Source organism: Agrobacterium sp. 16-2014-1-2a (genome assembly GCF_053522705.1).
Window position 1 is genome coordinate 194737 of sequence record NZ_JBNWBX010000011.1, and the last position, 15818, is coordinate 210554.

Here is a 15818-nt window from a genome sequence, read left to right on the forward strand (position 1 = left end):
GAAATCGCTTTCAATTTATTCCCACCTGAAACCTTACAGTTCGCCGTTTCGAAAGGCAAACCCTCCGTGGCAACATGCGAAGATGCCCAATTTCCACGCCATAAGAAAGAGTATTGACAGATTTGTCGGCTTTTGCGAACTTCACATCAGTCAAAAGCGCTTTCAATTTTGAGGATGATTGGAAGCGTCAACGGAGGAGTTTGACAATGAATATTTCCATGAAGACTTTGTTGCTGTGTGGCAGCGTGCTGTCTGCGGCAGTTTCCGCGCAGGCGGCCGAACTTTCCATCGCCGCCAACTCGACCGGCAAGAACATTGCATTTTTCAAGGAGCGGATCGCCGCCTTCGAAAAAGAGACCGGCCACAAGGTCAATCTCGTCACCATGCCGTCATCGTCCAGTGAGCAGTTCAGCCAGTACAGGCTATGGCTTGCCGCGGGTAACAAGGATGTTGACGTCTACCAGACGGACGTGATCTGGGCGCCGCAGCTCTCCGACCAATTCGTGGACTTGACCGAAGCGACCAAGGACGTCATCGGCGATCATTTCCCCTCCATCGTGGCGTCGCAGACCGTGGACGGCAAGCTGGTCGCGATGCCGATGTTCACCGACGCGCCCGCTCTGTTCTACCGCAAGGACCTTCTGGAAAAATACGGCAAGCAGCCGCCGAAAACCTGGAAGGAACTGGGCGAGACCGCCAAAGAAATTCAGGACAAGGAACGCGAAGGCGGGCAGAAGGACCTCTGGGGCTTCGTCTTCCAGGGCAGCGCCTATGAAGGTCTGACCTGCAACGCGCTGGAATGGATTGCATCAGCCGGTGGCGGTCATATCGTTGAGACCAACGGCGACATCTCCATCAACAACGAGAAAGCCGCAGCCGCGATTGAAGCCGCCAAGGGCTGGGTCGGCACCATCGCGCCGCAGGGCGTGCTTGCCTACAAGGAAGAGGAAGCACGCGGCGTCTGGCAGACCGGCAATTCTGTCTTCATGCGCAACTGGCCCTATGCCTATGCGCTTGGAAACGGTGCCGACAGCGCCATCAAGGGCAAATTCGGCGTCACGCCCTTGCCGGCCGGTGAAGAGGGTGCGGCACCCGCCTCAACGCTCGGCGGTTGGAACCTCGCCGTTTCGAAATATTCCGACGATCAGGAAGCTGCCATCCAGCTCGTGAAGTTCCTCGCATCGAAGGATACCCAGAAGATGCGTGCGATCCAGCTTTCCAACATGCCCACGATCGCCTCGCTTTACGACGACAAGGATGTCGCGGACGCACAGCCTTTCATGCCGACATGGAAGCCGATTTTCCAGACCGCCGTTCCACGCCCCTCTGCCTCGGCGAAGGTGAAATACAACGAGGTTTCGGCCAAATTCTGGGGTGCCGTGCACACCACGCTCTCCGGCAACGGCACGGCGGCGGAAAACCTTGAGCTCCTTGAAGTCGAATTGACCGATCTCAAAGGCAACGGCTGGTAATCCGGCCCGTGTGGGAAGCGGTCTCGCCTGAGCGTTTCCCACACCCCAACTGCGAGATATCCCCATGAACGATACCGCCCTTCAAAGACCGGCCGCGGCATCCGGCACCGGCTCCGACCTTCAGTCGGAACGCCTGAAATCCGCATGGCTGTTCCTTGCCCCCACGTTTCTGGTACTTGCGATGGTGGCCGGCTGGCCGCTGGTGCGCACCGTCTGGTTCAGCCTCACCGACGCGTCGCTGACCAATCTCGACGGCGCACAATTCGTTGGCTTCAAGAACTACCTCACCTGGATCACGCTCAGCAGCGGCCGCACCATCTATCGCGGCCTGTTGGCTGATCCCGCCTGGTGGGGCGCGGTTCTCAACACGCTGAAATTCACCATCCTTTCGGTCAGCTTCGAAACCGTTCTCGGCCTTATCGTTGCGCTGGTGCTGAACGCGGAATTCAAGGGACGCGGCCTCGTGCGCGCCGCCATCCTCGTTCCATGGGCCATTCCCACCATCGTTTCGGCGCAGATGTGGGCGTGGATGCTGAACGACCAGTTCGGTATCTTGAACGACCTGTTCCTCAATCTCGGGCTGATCTCCCACAAGATCGCATGGACCGCCAATCCGGACACCGCAATGGTCGCCGTTCTTATTGTTGATATCTGGAAGACGACGCCCTTCATGGCGCTGCTCATTCTCGCCGGCCTGCAAATGGTGCCGAAGGACATGTATGAGGCGGCGAAGGTGGACGGTATCCACCCCGTCAAGGTGTTCTTCCGCGTCACCCTGCCAATGATCCGGCCAGCGCTCATGGTTGCCGTCATCTTCCGTATGCTGGATGCGATGCGCGTCTTCGACCTCATCTACATTCTGACGCCGAATAACGCCCAGACCCGCACGATGTCGGTGCTGGCGCGTGAGAACCTGTTCGATTTCGACAAGTTCGCCTATGGCGCAGCCGCTTCCACCATGCTGTTCCTCATCATCGCCTCGATAACAGTCGTTTATATGTGGCTCGGGCGCGTCAACACAGATGGAGCTTCGCGATGACCCTGCCAAGCATCCTGAAAACCACCGCCTTTTATGCGCTGGTCGCCGTCATCATGGTGATTTCGGTATTCCCGTTCTATTACGCGATACTGACCAGCCTGAAATCCGGCTCAGCGCTGTTCCAGGTGAATTACTGGCCGCGTGAATTCTCGTTGACCAATTACAACTTCGTCATCGGCAACGGCACGTTCCTGCGCAATCTCGGCAATTCGCTGTTCGTTGCATCTTCAGTCGTCGTACTGTCGCTGTTCCTTGCGGTAACGGCGTCCTATGCCCTGGCCCGTGTCCGTTTCCGGGGCCGCTCGCTGCTTCTGCTCACCATCCTCTCGGTCTCGATGTTTCCACAGATCGCCGTTCTCGCCGGCCTGTTTGAACTTATCCGCTGGGCTGGCATCTTCAACACGCCGATCGCGCTGATCTTTTCCTACATGATCTTCACCCTGCCCTTCACTGTCTGGGTGCTGACGACATTCATGCGCGACCTGCCGATCGAAATCGAGGAAGCGGCAATCGTCGATGGCGCAACGCCATGGGTCATCATCACCCAGGTCTTCATGCCGCTGATGTGGCCGGCGCTCGTCACCACAGGGCTCCTCGCCTTCATTGCGGCATGGAACGAGTTCCTCTTCGCGCTCACCTTCACCTCATCGAACGAACAGCGCACGGTGCCGGTCGCCATCGCACTTCTTTCGGGCGGTTCGCAGTTTGAAATCCCCTGGGGAACGATCATGGCGGCCTCCGTCATCGTCACCGCCCCGCTCGTCGTCCTCGTTCTTATCTTCCAGCGACGCATCATTTCCGGCCTCACCGCCGGCGGCGTCAAAGGCTAGGAGAAAACTTATGACCACCATTCAACTGCGCAATCTTCGCAAATCCTTTGGCGCCTTCGATGTCATCAAGGGCATCGACATGGACATCCGCTCCGGCGAGTTCATGGTTTTCGTCGGCCCTTCCGGTTGCGGCAAGTCCACGCTGCTACGCCTCATCTGCGGGCTCGAGGAAATCACTGGCGGCACGCTCTCCTTTGACGGAGAAGCCGTCAACCGCCTGCCACCCGCCAAGCGTGGCGTCGCCATGGTCTTCCAGTCCTATGCGCTTTATCCGCATATGACCGTATTCGAAAACATGGCATTCGGCATGAAACTCTCAGGCGCCGACAAGGAGCAGCGCCGCAAGCGTGTAGAGGCGGCAGCGGAAATGCTGCAGCTCACGCCCTATCTGGAACGTCTGCCGAAGCAGCTTTCCGGCGGCCAGCGCCAGCGTGTCGCCATCGGCCGTGCCATCGTGCGTGATCCGAAAGTGTTCCTGTTCGACGAACCGCTCTCCAACCTCGATGCGGCGCTTCGCGTCGCAACCCGTCTCGAAATCGCCAAGCTGCACCGGGAGATGCATGACACGACGATGATCTACGTCACCCACGACCAGGTGGAAGCCATGACGCTTGCCGACCGCATCTGCGTTCTGCGCGATGGCCGCGTCGAACAGATCGGCACGCCGCTCGAGCTTTACGAAAGCCCGGTCAACACCTTCGTTGCCGGCTTCATCGGCTCGCCGAAGATGAACTTCCTTGCCGGCAAATATGCGGAAGTCGAAGGTGCCGCGACCATCGGCATCCGCCCCGAACACCTTGCGATCGGTGCCGGTGAGACCGGCTGGAACGGCGAAATCATCCATTCGGAAATGCTGGGATCGGACAGCTACATCTATGTCGAGATTGGTGCTGGCGAACCCATCGTCGTTCGTGAGGAAGGCGTGACCGACCGCAAGCCGGGAGAAAAAATCGTTCTCGTGCCGGATGCGGCGCAGATCCACCGCTTCGACGCGCAGGGCCAGGCCCTTGCCCGCAATCCCGTGCGCGGCGCCGCCTGAACAGTTAACTTTCGCCGGATCACCCAAGCTTCCGGCCTTCACCAAGGAGCAAGAAAATGACCATCAACACCGTTGTATGGGGCGAAAATATCCACGAACACATCAACGAGACGGTGCGTTCGATCTACCCTGATGGTATGCACAACACCATCGCCGATGCGCTGAATACCAACCCTGAGATCAGCGCCACCACCGCCACGCTTCAGGAACCGGAACACGGCCTTTCGCAGGAGCGTCTGGACAAGACCGACGTTCTGGTCTGGTGGGGCCACAAGGACCACGGTGCGGTTCAGGATGAAATCGTCGAGCGCGTTGCCAAGCGTGTCTGGGAAGGCATGGGCCTCATCGTCCTGCATTCCGGCCACTTCTCCAAGCCTTTCAAGCGACTGATGGGTACGCCCTGCGCGCTTAAATGGCGTGAGGCGGGCGAACGCGAACGCCTGTGGACGATCAATCCGCGCCACCCGATCGCAGCCGGCCTGCCCGAGCATTTCGAGCTGGAAAACGAAGAGATGTATGGCGAGCAGTTCTCTGTGCCGGAGCCGCTGGAAACCGTCTTCATCTCTTGGTTCCAGGGCGGCGAAGTCTTCCGTTCTGGCCTCACCTGGCGCCGTGGCGCAGGCAACATCTTCTATTTCCGCCCCGGTCACGAGACTTATCCGACCTATCACGACGCCAATGTACAGAAGGTCATCAGCAATTCGGTGAAATGGGCCTATAATCCGGTCGGCGCGCTGAAAAGCATTCATGACGCCCCCAACGTTCCCGTCGACAAGGCGCTGGAGCCTATCGAAGAACGCGGCCCCAAGCTGCACAAGGCAGGCGAAGCAGGTTACAGGTAAACAGCCATGAGACTTCTCATTCTCGGAACCGGCGGCATGGCTAACAACCATGCCACATATTTCTCGCAAATCCCCGGCGTCGAACTGGTGGCTGCGGTGGATGTGGATGATGTGGTTGTGCGGGGCTTTGCGCTTCGCCACAACATTCCACTCTCCTTTACCTCGCTGGATGACGCGATTGCCTGGGGCGAGTTCGACGCGGCGGCAAACGTCACGCCGGATGCCATCCACCACCCGACCAGCCTCAAGCTTCTGGCGGCGGGCAAACATGTTTTCTGCGAAAAGCCGCTGGCGGAAAACTACGCCAAGGCCGCCGAAATGGCCGATGCCGCAGAAAAAGCAGGCCTTGTTGCCATGGTCAACCTCACTTATCGCAATGTCGCCCCCTTGCAGGCGGCACGCGAAATGGTGCTGGCCGGCAAGATCGGCAAGGTGCGCCATCTGGAAGCCTCCTATCTCCAGAGCTGGCTCGTTTCCAAGGCCTGGGGAGACTGGATGACGGAGAGCAAGTGGCTCTGGCGGCTTTCCACCAAGCACGGCTCAAACGGTGTTCTGGGTGATGTCGGCATCCACATTCTCGACTTCGCCTCCTATGGCGCGGGCAGCGATGTGGAGCGGATCTTCACGCGCCTGAAGACGTTCGACAAATATGAAGGCAACAAGATCGGCGCCTACGATCTCGACGCCAATGACAGCTTCACCATGACCGCCGAGTTGGAAAACGGCGCCATGGGCGTCATTCACGCCAGCCGCTGGGCAACGGGCCATCTCAACGAACTGCGCCTGCGCATCCACGGCGACAAGGGTGCGCTGGAGGTGATCCACACGCCTGACTATTCCAGCCTGCGAGCCTGCATCGGCGACGATGTGGAAAAGGCGATCTGGAAGACAATCGATGTCGACCCGGTGCCGACGAATTACGAAAAATTCGCCAAGGCCGTCATGGAAGGCGGCATTGCTGACCCGGACTTCCGCCACGCCGCGAATTTGCAGAAGGTGCTTGATCTCTCGATCATCGCCGACCGCGAACGGCGGGAGCTGGCCGTCTCTGCTTGAATTGCAAGGGCGCGGCGGCGTAAGCCGCCGCTTCCAATACTGCAGCGTGTACCGTTATCTCCCGTCACCCCGAATCTAGCGCTGCATGACGGAGGTACTACCTCAAACGCCTCGCCTATTCCCCCACAAGAGCACATGCAACTGCGGTAGCACCCGGGCGGAAAACCAACGGTCTTCGCTGACCTTGTCCACCAACCACAACATGCGATCCATGATTCCATCGATATCCACACGCGCGTCGTCGTCATCCGGCGGCGGCGGGGTGTGGTTGCCGGGCTGGAGGTAAATCGGCAAATGCGGGAAACGGGCTGATGCAGCCTTGGCATAAGCATAGTCCGCATCGTCAAACACCACGATCTTCAGCGCCACCTGCGGTCCATCGCCGGCGGCGGCAAGACAGTCTTCAAAGGCCCGCCAGTCGGTTTCCATGCCGCTCGATGGTGGCTTCGGGCTCAGCACCAGATGATCGAGATCGCCAAACCAGTCTTTTGCGATGCTGCCCTGCGTTTCCAGCGCGAACCTATAGCCCTCGCCCTGCCCCTTCGCGATTAGTTGCCCAAGGGGCTGGATGGCGGGATTGCCGCCCGAAAGCGACACCGTCAGCGGCACACCGCCGGAAAGCCGTCGCACCTCCTGCCAGATCGCCTCGACGGACATCGGTTTCCATGTGTCGCGATACTCGCTGTCGACGGCATGCAGCGTATCGCACCAGGAGCAGCGGTAATCGCAGCCGCCAGTGCGAACGAAAACGGTAGGCAGACCAATCAGCAAACCCTCGCCCTGAATGGTCGGGCCGAAGATTTCGCTGATGCGGATCGCTGTTTCCTTCGCTGCAACTTTCTGTGCAGCCGCCGTCATGGCCGGTATTCCGCCCAGGTCTTGGCGGTTTCGCTCACTCGCACGGCGCTGGTCTCTGGCAGGCTCGTCTTGCACCAATCGTAAAAGTGCTTCGCCAGACATTCCGCGGTGACCCGGTCATGGCCGAGAACGTCGTTCAGGTGGCGATGATCGAAATGATCGTCGATGTAGCGCTTCAGCGGCGCGAGTTCGTGGTAATCACGCACGAAACCGTGCTCGTTCAGCTCTTCGCCTGATAGTTCGACCTCAACGATGTAATTATGCCCGTGCAGGCGGGCGCACTGATGGTCGGCGGGCAGGCTTTTCAGTTGGTGAGAGGCGGAGAAATGGAACTCCTTGGTGATGCGAAACATCAACGCACCTCCTGTGCCGTATAAGCATGGGTGGCCGCCACCCAGAAATCCGGGTCCTCATAGTCCGTCGGATCGGTAACACCTGCCAGATGGAAGGCCTCGCGCCGCTCCACGCAGGTGCCGCAACGTCCACAATGGCGAGAGCCGCCCTTGTAACAGGACCAGGTTTCGCCAAATGGGGTGCCGTATTTCACCGCGTCAGTCACAATCGCCGCTTTGGAGACGGTGACATAGGGCGCAAACAAGGTGACGTCTGCGTAGCCTTCCAGCGCATGCGCCTGCATGGCATTAAAGCTGTCGATGAAGCCCGGCCGGCAATCGGGATAGATAAAATGGTCGCCGCCATGCACGGCGATCGCCACCGCATCCGCCTGCTGGGCGGCGGCAAGGCCGAAGGCGATGGTCAGCATGATGGCGTTGCGGTTCGGCACCACCGTGGAGCGCATGGTCTCTTCCGCATAATGTCCGTCCGGCACTTCGATATCGTCCGTCAGCGCGGAACCGGTGAGGTGCGCGCCGATGGTTGTGATGTCGATGACATGATGCGGCACGCCGAGACGTTTTGCGCAGTCGGCTGCGAAATCCAGCTCCTTCTTGTGGCGCTGGCCGTAATCGAAGGAGACAAGAGCGAGAAGTTCATGTTCCGCCGCGATTTTGTGCGCAAGCGAAACGGAGTCCAATCCGCCGGAGCAGATGACGATGGTTTTCATACGTTGGGATCCCTTGTTTTGACCGGGTGGGCTGCGACCGGATTACGGGGGCGGCTTTAAACCAAAGCGAAGCGATTGTGAAGGGCTTTGCGGAAATAGCGGAAATTCCACGCAATCCACGAAATTGCCCCGCCGCAGCAACAAGACGAAACAATCGCGACATAAGCGGGAAACCGGCTTGATCTAGAACGGATTAAACGTTGCAGTTCTTGAAGGGTGTTGCCGATGACGTCCGGTTCTATGTTCCTCTTTTCGCTAAGCGATCTCAGCTCCATCGGCTCTGGCATTTTGATGGCGTTGGCAGGCACGCTTTATGTCACCCTTACCATTCGTGGGCTGATGGCCACCGTGCGTCATGGATAAGGCACTCGGCAACAGGCGCCCAGGGCTCAGGCGCAATCTTGCAGTCTTACTTTTCGTGGCCTCCGCGACGCTCGTCGCCACGATAGGGATCGCCCCGTTCGTTTTCCTGATCTGGATGGTCACGACCGTCGCACGATGGCTTGGTTTTTTCATTGGCTTTTGAGACACGAAGCTCGCCATGATGCGGCGGAGCGGTGGGAGCCCGGCAAAACGGCAGTGCGCCGGGCTCTTTTTTTCGATAAACCGGGCTCAGCGCAGCAGCGCCTGCGCCTCCTCGATGCCAAGTGCTGCCGGCTGCGTGCAGGTTGTGGTCATCTCGATGAAGCGGCCTTCTTCCCCGGATTTGAGGATGGAGGTCATCACGTCTATACCGTGCAGGGAGCGATCCAGCGAGCAGCGGGCATCGCGGCCTTCAAGGATAGCAATCGCCATATCGGCCAGGCCTGCCGTGCGATAATTGGCGCGCGGGCCATTCGGGCTTTCCTGGTTGGCCATGCCGAAGGGATGCGCCCAGTCTTCCAGCGGCTGGATATTTTTGTCGCGTCCGCTCGCCTCCACCACACCGCCGAAGAAGTTGGGGTCCGGCACGTAGATCGATCCTTCCGTACCGTAAAGTTCCATATTGGCGTGGCGATGCGACCACACATCCCAGCTGGCCGAAAGTGTGATCGTTGCTCCGTTCACGAATTCCAGAAGCGCATGGATGTTGGTAGGCGTTTCTACCGGGATGATCTCGCCGTTCAGCGGCTGGCTGGTCACCGTTCGGGTGGGGTTGGCCATTGATGTCAGTGCGCCAACGCGCTTGACCGGGCCGATGAGGTTGATGAGGTTCGCCACATAATAGGGGCCAAGATCGAGGATCGGCCCGCCCCCCTTCAGGAAGAAGAAGCCCGGATTGGGGTGCCACATCTCCATGCCGGGGCTCATCACATGGCAGGTGCCGGAGGTGATGCGTCCTACCTTGCCCTCGTCGATATATTGCCGGGCAAGCTGATGCGCGCCGCCAAGGAAAGTATCAGGCGCGCAGCCAACGGAAAGGTTCTTCTCGCGGGCGATGCGCCGCAACTCCTCGCCTTCCTCCAGCGAAAGCACCAGCGGCTTTTCCGAATAGACGTGTTTACCCGCCTCGAGTGCCGCTTTCGACACGGGAAAATGCGCGGCGGGAATGGTGAGGTTCACCACCACGTCGATGTCCTTGTTGGCGAGGAGTTCCTCGATCGACTGCGCCGTGACACCAAATTCTTCTGCCCTCAGTTCCGCCGCATTGCGGTTAAGGTCGGCGCAGGCCAGCACCTTGATGCCCTTGAAGAGCGGTGCCAGCGAAAAGTAAGCAGACGAGATGTTGCCGCACCCGATGATGCCGACGCCCAGTTCCCTTTGCATGATGAAAACTCCGGATTGATGCTCAATAGGTTTTGAAGGATGCGATGGAGCGAGTGATCAGCCGATCGATATCCTTGGGATTGTCGTGTTCGACCACGAAATGTTTCGTGGCGGATTTTGCCCTCAGTGCTGCCACGAGGGCCTTCCAGTCCACCGTGCCGTGGCCGACATCCGCCCAGCCGTCCTCATCCGTATTTTCGCCTGATGGTGCGATGTCCTTCACGTGCACGGCGGTAATGCGCTTGCCGTAGCTTTCGATCCAGGCGAGCGGATCGGCATTGCCTCTGATAATCCAGGCGATATCCGCTTCCCATTTCAGGTCCGGTCCGCCGGCAAAAATCTGCTCCTGCGGGGTGGAGCCGTCCGGGAGCACCTTGAACTCGAAATCGTGGTTGTGCCAGCCGAAGGTCAGCCCGGCATCCACGAATGGCTTACCCGCTTCCTGCAGGCGCTTGCCGAAGGCGAACCAACCAGCCGCGTCCGCCGGGCGCTGGTCGGGCATCAGGTAAGGGCAATAAATCGCTTCCACGCCCAGAACCTTGGCGATGTTCAGAGCCTTTTTCGGATCACCCTCGAGAAGGTCGAGGCCGAAATGGCCGGTCGGCATGGCAAGACCATTGGCATCGAGTTCGGAGCGCAAGCTGTTCAGCCCGGCGTCATCAAGCGAGGCGTACATGGCGCCGTAACCTTCGACCTGTTTGTAACCAGCCGCCGAAAGCTTCTTCAAAATATTGGAAAACGGCTGGAAATTGCGGGCGCTGTAAAGCTGGAAACCGAGTTCTGTCATTATCTCCTCCATAGAGATGTGGGTGCTTGGGATGGTGTTGGGGGTAAAACGGGGCCCTTCCTAAAGCCGCTCTTCGCTCTGTGCGTCGAACAGCGAGGCCATGGTGAGGTCTAGGCCGAGGCGAACCCGGGTGCCCGGCGCAAACCGCCTGTGGCCGCCAACGCGCACGGACAGGGTATGACCGGCATGTTTGAGCCAGATCAGATTGTCGGCGCCCATCGGCTCCTCGATGTCAACGATCGCCTCATGCACCTCGCCGCTGACGATGTCGGCATCGACGCGCACATGTTCGGGACGCACACCGAGAACCACGGCACGACCGGCGACAAGCGGCGCCTCCGGCTGATAACCATCCAGTGAGAAGGTGACGCCGTTGGTGGTGAAGACCACCTTGCCGTCCTTCTCGATCAATTCGCCACGCAGGAAATTCATCGAGGGCGAACCGATGAAGCCCGCGACGAAGAGGTTCCTTGGCTTGTTGTAGATAGTGACGGGATCGGCAAGCTGCTGGATGACGCCGCTTTTCATAATGGCGATACGATCAGCCAGCGTCAGCGCCTCGATCTGATCATGCGTCACGTAGATCATGGTGTTTTTCAGCGCCTGGTGCAGCCGTTTGATCTCGACGCGCAGTTCCGAGCGCAGCTTGGCATCGAGGTTGGAAAGCGGTTCATCGAACAGGAACACATCCACATCGCGCACCAGCGCCCGGCCGATCGCCACGCGCTGGCGCTGGCCGCCGGAAAGCTCGGCGGGCTTGCGCTTCAGGAGTGGTTCGATCTGCAATATGCCCGCCGCCCTTTTGACGCGCCGGTCGATTTCCTCTTTCGGAACCTTGGCGACCTGAAGGCCGAAGGAGAGGTTCTTCTCCACCGTCATCTGCGGATAGAGCGCATAGGACTGGAACACCATGCCGATGCCACGATCCTTCGGCTCCTCCCAGGTAACGTTGCGGTCCTTGATGAAGATTTGCCCGTCGGTTGGCTCCAGAAGGCCCGCGATGCAATTGAGAAGTGTCGACTTGCCGCAGCCGGAAGAGCCGAGCAGCACGAGGAACTCGCCGTCGTAAATATCGAGATTGAGGTCTTTCAGGACGGTAACGGCACCGAAGGACAGGGAAAGATCGCGAATGGAAACGCTTTTGTTCATATAACTCAACCTTTTACTGCGCCTGCGGCGATGCCACGGACGAAAAGCCTGCCGGAGACGAAATAAACGATCAACGGCACGGCCCCGGTGAGAAGGGTTGCAGCCATGTTGACGTTGTATTCCTTCACGCCCTGCACGGAGTTGACGATATTATTGAGCTGCACCGTCATCGGGTAATATTCCGGCCGCGTGAACACGACACCGAACAGGAAGTCGTTCCAGATGCCGGTGACCTGCAGGATCATCGCCACGACAAAGATCGGCAGCGACATGGGCAGCATGATGCGAAAATAGATCTGCCAGAAATTGGCTCCATCAATACGTGCCGCCTTGAACAATTCCTCCGGCAGCGACGCAAAATAGTTGCGGAAGAGCAGCGTCAGGATCGGCATGCCGAAAATCGTGTGCACGATCACGAGGCCGGTCAGCGTGCCATAAATGCCCAATTCGCGCAGCACGATGACGATCGGGTAGATCATTACCTGATAGGGGATGAAGGCGCCGATGATGAGGATCGAGAAGAACAGTTCCGAACCCTTGAACTTCCAGTTCGCGATAGCGTAACCGCTGACGGAAGCCACGATGATCGAGATCACGACCGACGGTATGAGGATGCGTACCGAGTTCCAGAAGCCGCGTGAAAGCCCGTCGCAGTTCAGCCCGGTGCAGGCATTCGCCCAGGCTTTCACCCAGGGTTCGAAGGTGATTTCCACCGGCGGCGCGAAAATGTTGCCGAGCCGTATTTCCGGCATGCCCTTCAGAGAGGTGACGACCATCACGTAAAGCGGCAGCAGGTAATAGGCGGCAGCGACAAACAGCGTGCCATAGAGAATGATGTTGCGGCGGGAAAACGTTTTTTTCGGCTTCTTGCCGCGGGGACCGGAAAGGTCCGTGGCAACCGCATCGGTTGCGGCGGCGACCGTGTTCAATGTGCTGATATTAGCCACGTTTCTTGCCTCCGAATTCGAGGTACGCCCATGGAATGACGATAATGGCGACGGTCAGGAGCATCATGGTGGAGGCGGCAAAGCCCTGCCCCAGGTTCTGCGCCTGGAACATGTAGTCATAGACATATTTCGCCGGCACTTCGGATGCGATGCCCGGTCCGCCACTGGTCTGCGCCACCACCAGATCGTACACCTTGACGATGCCGCTCGCGATAATGACGAGCGTGGTGATGAAGACCGGCCGCATCATGGGAATGATGATGAGGATATAGGTCTTCCACATCGGAATGCCGTCGACGCGCGTCGCCTTCCAGATATCCTCGTCTATGCCGCGAAGACCGGCCAGCATCAGGCACATGACGAGCCCCGTGCCCTGCCAGAGCGCCGCGATCAGGATTCCGTAGATAACGATCTCGGAATTATAAAGCGGATCGAAGGTGAAGCTTTCCCACCCCATCGAGCGGACCACGGACTGAATGCCGAATTCCGGGTTCAACAGCCATTGCCAGACAAGGCCGGTTACGATGAACGACAGAGCAAAGGGATAAAGGAAGATGGTGCGGAAGGTGTTCTCGAAACGGATCTTCTGATCCATCAGCGCCGCCAGCACGAAGCCGATCACCAGACTGAAGATCAGCGACAGAATGCCGTAGATCGCCAGATTCTGGATGGAAATGATCCAGCGCGGCGCGGCCCACAACCGCTCATACTGGTCGAAACCGATGAAGCTTGCACGTGGCAGAAGCTTGGAATTGGTGAATGAATAAATCACCGTCCAGACCGTTCCGCCGAGAAAAATCACGACGGCGGTCAATATCATGGGAATGGAAGCAATCTTCGAATTGAGATTGCGGAAAAGCTGGTTGGGGCGGCCGGAGCGCGCTAGACCCGCCATGGATGACCCTCCTGTAACGTTGCCGTTGATAGCCAGGCAAGGTCTCAAAGACCTTGCCCCAATCCTCCGGGCTTGCGCGTTTACGCATCCCGCAGGGAGCTTGCGGCGGATGGATGCCACCCGCCGCACAAGAGGTTGCGGTTAGTCAGCGGAACCGATGATGCCGGCGAAGCGCTTCTGTGCATCTTCTGCAGTCATCGCGCTGGCAAAAAACTCTGCCATCAGGTCTTCTTTCTGCTTCTGCGTATCAGCAGAAATCAGCTGGTCTGTGCTGGTCAGCGCATTGCCCTTGGCCAGAATTTCCAGACCCTTCTTCATGCAATCATTGGCCGCATTGAGGTCGACGTCGCCACGAATCGGCAGCGAGCCTTTCTTAAGGTTGAAAGCCACCTGCGTTTTAGGATCGACGATGGTTGCAGCCAGAACGTCCTGCGCCTTGGACTTTGCTTCATCCTTCAGCAGCGGGAAATAAAAGGCGTCGCCGCCGGTGGTGAGATAGTCGTTAAGGCCGAGACCCGGCAGGCAAGTGTAGTCGGTACCCGCCTTCTGGTTGGCAAGCTGGAACTCGCCCTGCGCCCAGTCACCCATGATCTGGCCGCCAGCCTTGCCTGTTATGACCATGTTGGTGGCCTGGTTCCAGTCCTGAACATTGGTGCCCTTGGCCATGTCGCGGGCCTCGACGGCGGCCGCAAAAATCTTGGCCATGTCGGGACCGGCCGCAGCTTCGGCATCCTTGTCGCCATAGACCTTCTGATAAAGATCCTTGCCGCCGATCGAAAGCGTCAACGTGTCGAACAGGCCATTGGCCTGCCATGCCTGACCGCCGAGCGCGAGCGGCTGGATACCGGCTTTTTTCAGTGCCGGTGCTGCGGCAGCAAATTCAGTCCAGTTCTTGGGAACTTCGACGCCCGCTTTCTTGAACGCTTCGTTGGAAAGCCACAGCCATTGCCAGGAATGGATGTTGACCGGCGCGCAATAGATCTTGCCGTCGATGGTGCAGCTGTCGAGCAGGCTTGCCGGCTTTATGACGTCTTTCCACTTGCCCTTTTCGGCAACGTCGGTCAGGTCGCGCATCAGGCCGGCCTGCACCAGCTCTTCCGCCTGTCTGCCATGGTTGAACTGGGTGGCACCCATCGGGTCGCCGCCGGTGATACGGCTGATCATGATCGGACGGGCGGTGCCGCCCGAACCGGCAATAGCGCCGTCTACCCACTTGTTGCCTGTGGCATCAAAAGCCTTGGCAAGTTCGGCAACGGCAGCGGCTTCACCGCCCGATGTCCACCAATGGGTAACTTCAAGATCGGTAGCCCCAGCGACACCCGCCGGAATCATAACACTGGCCAAAAAGGCCGCAGAAATAAAGCGCATTCGCATGAGTCTCCTCCCTCACTGAAACGTTGCAGTTGGAACGTAAGCGAAGATTTTTGATTAGGCAACCGCTTAAAAATGAATCTCGCCGCAGCTCGCCGCGCTGTTTCGAGCCGATACAAAACGTGCCGAACGGCTAGATTTTGTTGAGAAAGAAGATTGGGAAATTGAAAGGATGCCGAATGGCGCGACAAAGACTGCGCACCGGTAATCTGCAGGCAACGTAGTATCTTCATAGTCTCCCGACTTTGGCGTCGGTTCCTGCGCACAGAGTGCCAAGCCCGCATGGACGGGCAAACATAAGGTGAGCGATCGTGAAACGTTGGCACATTCTTTTGATGATCGGTCTGGCGGGCGTGTTATCGCTTTTGCTCGCGCCGTTCGAACGACTGGCGTCGGGACAGGATCTTTCTTTCACGATACGGGTTGTGATGCTCGTCCAGCCGGCAGTCCTGATCATTGCTGCGGTGGCGACGGGTCAAGCGCTCGCCGGCAAACTCGGGCTCGGCACTCCGCTGATCGATGCCTGGCTGAAAGGAACCGGGTTCGGGCCAGTCTTGCGCAGGCAAGCCCCAGCAGCTTTGCTGACGGGTCTTATCGTCGGCCTGTTGATGGTCGCTTATTCGTCTTGACCTGCCACTGAGAATTTCCTCCAGAATGGATTAGAGTTCGGCCCATTAAAGGACGGACGCATGAAGAAGCAGCGATTTACGGAAGAGCAGATTAT

General features: G+C 58.6%; 17 protein-coding genes. 8 read left to right on the forward strand and 9 right to left on the reverse strand.

Annotation, left to right across the window (positions count from 1 at the left end; translation table 11 throughout):
• The first annotated feature begins 206 nt into the window (after window positions 1–206).
• The 6 genes from ACQZ45_RS24730 to ACQZ45_RS24755 all read left to right on the forward strand — a co-directional run bounded on the left by ACQZ45_RS24730 (window position 207) and on the right by ACQZ45_RS24755 (window position 6278).
• Window positions 207–1472 carry an ABC transporter substrate-binding protein gene (locus ACQZ45_RS24730; protein WP_113291567.1) on the forward strand — a complete coding sequence of 422 codons (1266 nt, stop codon included), beginning with the start codon at window positions 207–209 and terminating at the stop codon, window positions 1470–1472.
• Window positions 1473–1536: 64 nt separating this feature from the next.
• Complete coding sequence (locus ACQZ45_RS24735) at window positions 1537–2511, forward strand: carbohydrate ABC transporter permease (RefSeq protein ID WP_003510926.1); 975 nt, start codon at window positions 1537–1539, stop codon at window positions 2509–2511.
• Window positions 2508–3341: a carbohydrate ABC transporter permease gene (locus tag ACQZ45_RS24740; protein ID WP_112192073.1), complete on the forward strand. Its 834-nt coding sequence runs from the start codon at window positions 2508–2510 to the stop codon at window positions 3339–3341. The genes ACQZ45_RS24735 and ACQZ45_RS24740 overlap by 4 nt, the downstream gene beginning before the upstream one ends.
• Window positions 3342–3351: 10 nt before the next feature.
• Window positions 3352–4380, forward strand: a complete 1029-nt coding sequence (locus tag ACQZ45_RS24745; RefSeq protein WP_013761592.1) for an ABC transporter ATP-binding protein — start codon at window positions 3352–3354, stop codon at window positions 4378–4380.
• 56 nt (window positions 4381–4436) lie between these two features.
• Window positions 4437–5222: a ThuA domain-containing protein gene (locus ACQZ45_RS24750; RefSeq protein ID WP_003510932.1), complete on the forward strand. Its 786-nt coding sequence runs from the start codon at window positions 4437–4439 to the stop codon at window positions 5220–5222.
• A 6-nt stretch (window positions 5223–5228) separates the two neighbouring features.
• Complete coding sequence (locus tag ACQZ45_RS24755) at window positions 5229–6278, forward strand: Gfo/Idh/MocA family protein (RefSeq protein WP_003510934.1); 1050 nt, start codon at window positions 5229–5231, stop codon at window positions 6276–6278.
• A gap of 102 nt (window positions 6279–6380) precedes the next feature.
• Here the strand turns inward: ACQZ45_RS24755 and queE are convergent, their stop codons facing one another.
• From queE to queC, 3 genes are read right to left on the reverse strand one after another with little or no spacing between them, the layout of a single operon-like run.
• Entirely contained in the window at window positions 6381–7136 is a 756-nt protein-coding gene (gene queE, locus ACQZ45_RS24760; protein ID WP_112192074.1) for a 7-carboxy-7-deazaguanine synthase QueE, read from the reverse strand.
• Window positions 7133–7489 carry a 6-carboxytetrahydropterin synthase QueD gene (queD, locus tag ACQZ45_RS24765; RefSeq protein ID WP_003510937.1) on the reverse strand — a complete coding sequence of 119 codons (357 nt, stop codon included), beginning with the start codon at window positions 7487–7489 and terminating at the stop codon, window positions 7133–7135. The genes queE and queD overlap by 4 nt, the downstream gene beginning before the upstream one ends.
• Window positions 7489–8199, reverse strand: coding sequence for a 7-cyano-7-deazaguanine synthase QueC (gene queC / locus ACQZ45_RS24770; protein ID WP_112192075.1), 711 nt, complete (start codon window positions 8197–8199; stop codon window positions 7489–7491). The genes queD and queC overlap by 1 nt, the downstream gene beginning before the upstream one ends.
• Before the next feature lie 225 nt (window positions 8200–8424).
• Between queC and ACQZ45_RS24775 the strand changes: the two genes are divergently transcribed.
• On the forward strand, window positions 8425–8562 hold the full coding sequence (locus tag ACQZ45_RS24775; protein ID WP_174060881.1) for a hypothetical protein: 138 nt from the start codon (window positions 8425–8427) through the stop codon (window positions 8560–8562).
• A 249-nt stretch (window positions 8563–8811) separates the two neighbouring features.
• Here the strand turns inward: ACQZ45_RS24775 and ACQZ45_RS24780 are convergent, their stop codons facing one another.
• From ACQZ45_RS24780 to ACQZ45_RS24805, 6 genes are all read right to left on the reverse strand, one after another.
• Entirely contained in the window at window positions 8812–9945 is a 1134-nt protein-coding gene (locus tag ACQZ45_RS24780; RefSeq protein WP_113291568.1) for a Gfo/Idh/MocA family protein, read from the reverse strand.
• Window positions 9946–9967: 22 nt separating this feature from the next.
• Window positions 9968–10732, reverse strand: coding sequence for a sugar phosphate isomerase/epimerase family protein (locus ACQZ45_RS24785; protein WP_013761597.1), 765 nt, complete (start codon window positions 10730–10732; stop codon window positions 9968–9970).
• A gap of 60 nt (window positions 10733–10792) precedes the next feature.
• Entirely contained in the window at window positions 10793–11881 is a 1089-nt protein-coding gene (locus tag ACQZ45_RS24790; RefSeq protein ID WP_003510949.1) for an ABC transporter ATP-binding protein, read from the reverse strand.
• Window positions 11882–11886: 5 nt separating this feature from the next.
• Window positions 11887–12828 carry a carbohydrate ABC transporter permease gene (locus ACQZ45_RS24795; protein WP_003510950.1) on the reverse strand — a complete coding sequence of 314 codons (942 nt, stop codon included), beginning with the start codon at window positions 12826–12828 and terminating at the stop codon, window positions 11887–11889.
• Complete coding sequence (locus tag ACQZ45_RS24800; protein WP_003510951.1) at window positions 12821–13723, reverse strand: carbohydrate ABC transporter permease; 903 nt, start codon at window positions 13721–13723, stop codon at window positions 12821–12823. Before ACQZ45_RS24800 ends, ACQZ45_RS24795 begins: the two co-directional genes overlap by 8 nt.
• Before the next feature lie 141 nt (window positions 13724–13864).
• Window positions 13865–15097 (reverse strand): ABC transporter substrate-binding protein, encoded by a 1233-nt coding sequence (locus tag ACQZ45_RS24805; protein ID WP_026330684.1) that lies wholly within the window; start codon window positions 15095–15097, stop codon window positions 13865–13867.
• A 308-nt stretch (window positions 15098–15405) separates the two neighbouring features.
• On the opposite strand from ACQZ45_RS24805, the gene ACQZ45_RS24810 reads away from it, so the two are divergent.
• Window positions 15406–15723, forward strand: coding sequence for a hypothetical protein (locus tag ACQZ45_RS24810; RefSeq protein ID WP_448742578.1), 318 nt, complete (start codon window positions 15406–15408; stop codon window positions 15721–15723).
• Window positions 15724–15818 lie beyond the last annotated feature (95 nt).

Bases quoted from the DNA above. Each gene is read 5' to 3' on its own strand.
- queD (WP_003510937.1), bottom strand. From the start codon at position 7,489: ATGTTTCGCATCACCAAGGAGTTCCATTTCTCCGCCTCTCACCAACTG.
- queC (WP_112192075.1), bottom strand. From the start codon at position 8,199: ATGAAAACCATCGTCATCTGCTCCGGCGGATTGGACTCCGTTTCGCTT.
- ACQZ45_RS24740 (WP_112192073.1), top strand. From the start codon at position 2,508: ATGACCCTGCCAAGCATCCTGAAAACCACCGCCTTTTATGCGCTGGTC.
- ACQZ45_RS24780 (WP_113291568.1), bottom strand. From the start codon at position 9,945: ATGCAAAGGGAACTGGGCGTCGGCATCATCGGGTGCGGCAACATCTCG.
- ACQZ45_RS24790 (WP_003510949.1), bottom strand. From the start codon at position 11,881: ATGAACAAAAGCGTTTCCATTCGCGATCTTTCCCTGTCCTTCGGTGCC.
- ACQZ45_RS24785 (WP_013761597.1), bottom strand. From the start codon at position 10,732: ATGACAGAACTCGGTTTCCAGCTTTACAGCGCCCGCAATTTCCAGCCG.
- ACQZ45_RS24800 (WP_003510951.1), bottom strand. From the start codon at position 13,723: ATGGCGGGTCTAGCGCGCTCCGGCCGCCCCAACCAGCTTTTCCGCAAT.
- ACQZ45_RS24775 (WP_174060881.1), top strand. From the start codon at position 8,425: ATGACGTCCGGTTCTATGTTCCTCTTTTCGCTAAGCGATCTCAGCTCC.
- ACQZ45_RS24735 (WP_003510926.1), top strand. From the start codon at position 1,537: ATGAACGATACCGCCCTTCAAAGACCGGCCGCGGCATCCGGCACCGGC.
- ACQZ45_RS24745 (WP_013761592.1), top strand. From the start codon at position 3,352: ATGACCACCATTCAACTGCGCAATCTTCGCAAATCCTTTGGCGCCTTC.
- ACQZ45_RS24750 (WP_003510932.1), top strand. From the start codon at position 4,437: ATGACCATCAACACCGTTGTATGGGGCGAAAATATCCACGAACACATC.
- ACQZ45_RS24730 (WP_113291567.1), top strand. From the start codon at position 207: ATGAATATTTCCATGAAGACTTTGTTGCTGTGTGGCAGCGTGCTGTCT.
- ACQZ45_RS24805 (WP_026330684.1), bottom strand. From the start codon at position 15,097: ATGCGAATGCGCTTTATTTCTGCGGCCTTTTTGGCCAGTGTTATGATT.
- ACQZ45_RS24755 (WP_003510934.1), top strand. From the start codon at position 5,229: ATGAGACTTCTCATTCTCGGAACCGGCGGCATGGCTAACAACCATGCC.
- queE (WP_112192074.1), bottom strand. From the start codon at position 7,136: ATGACGGCGGCTGCACAGAAAGTTGCAGCGAAGGAAACAGCGATCCGC.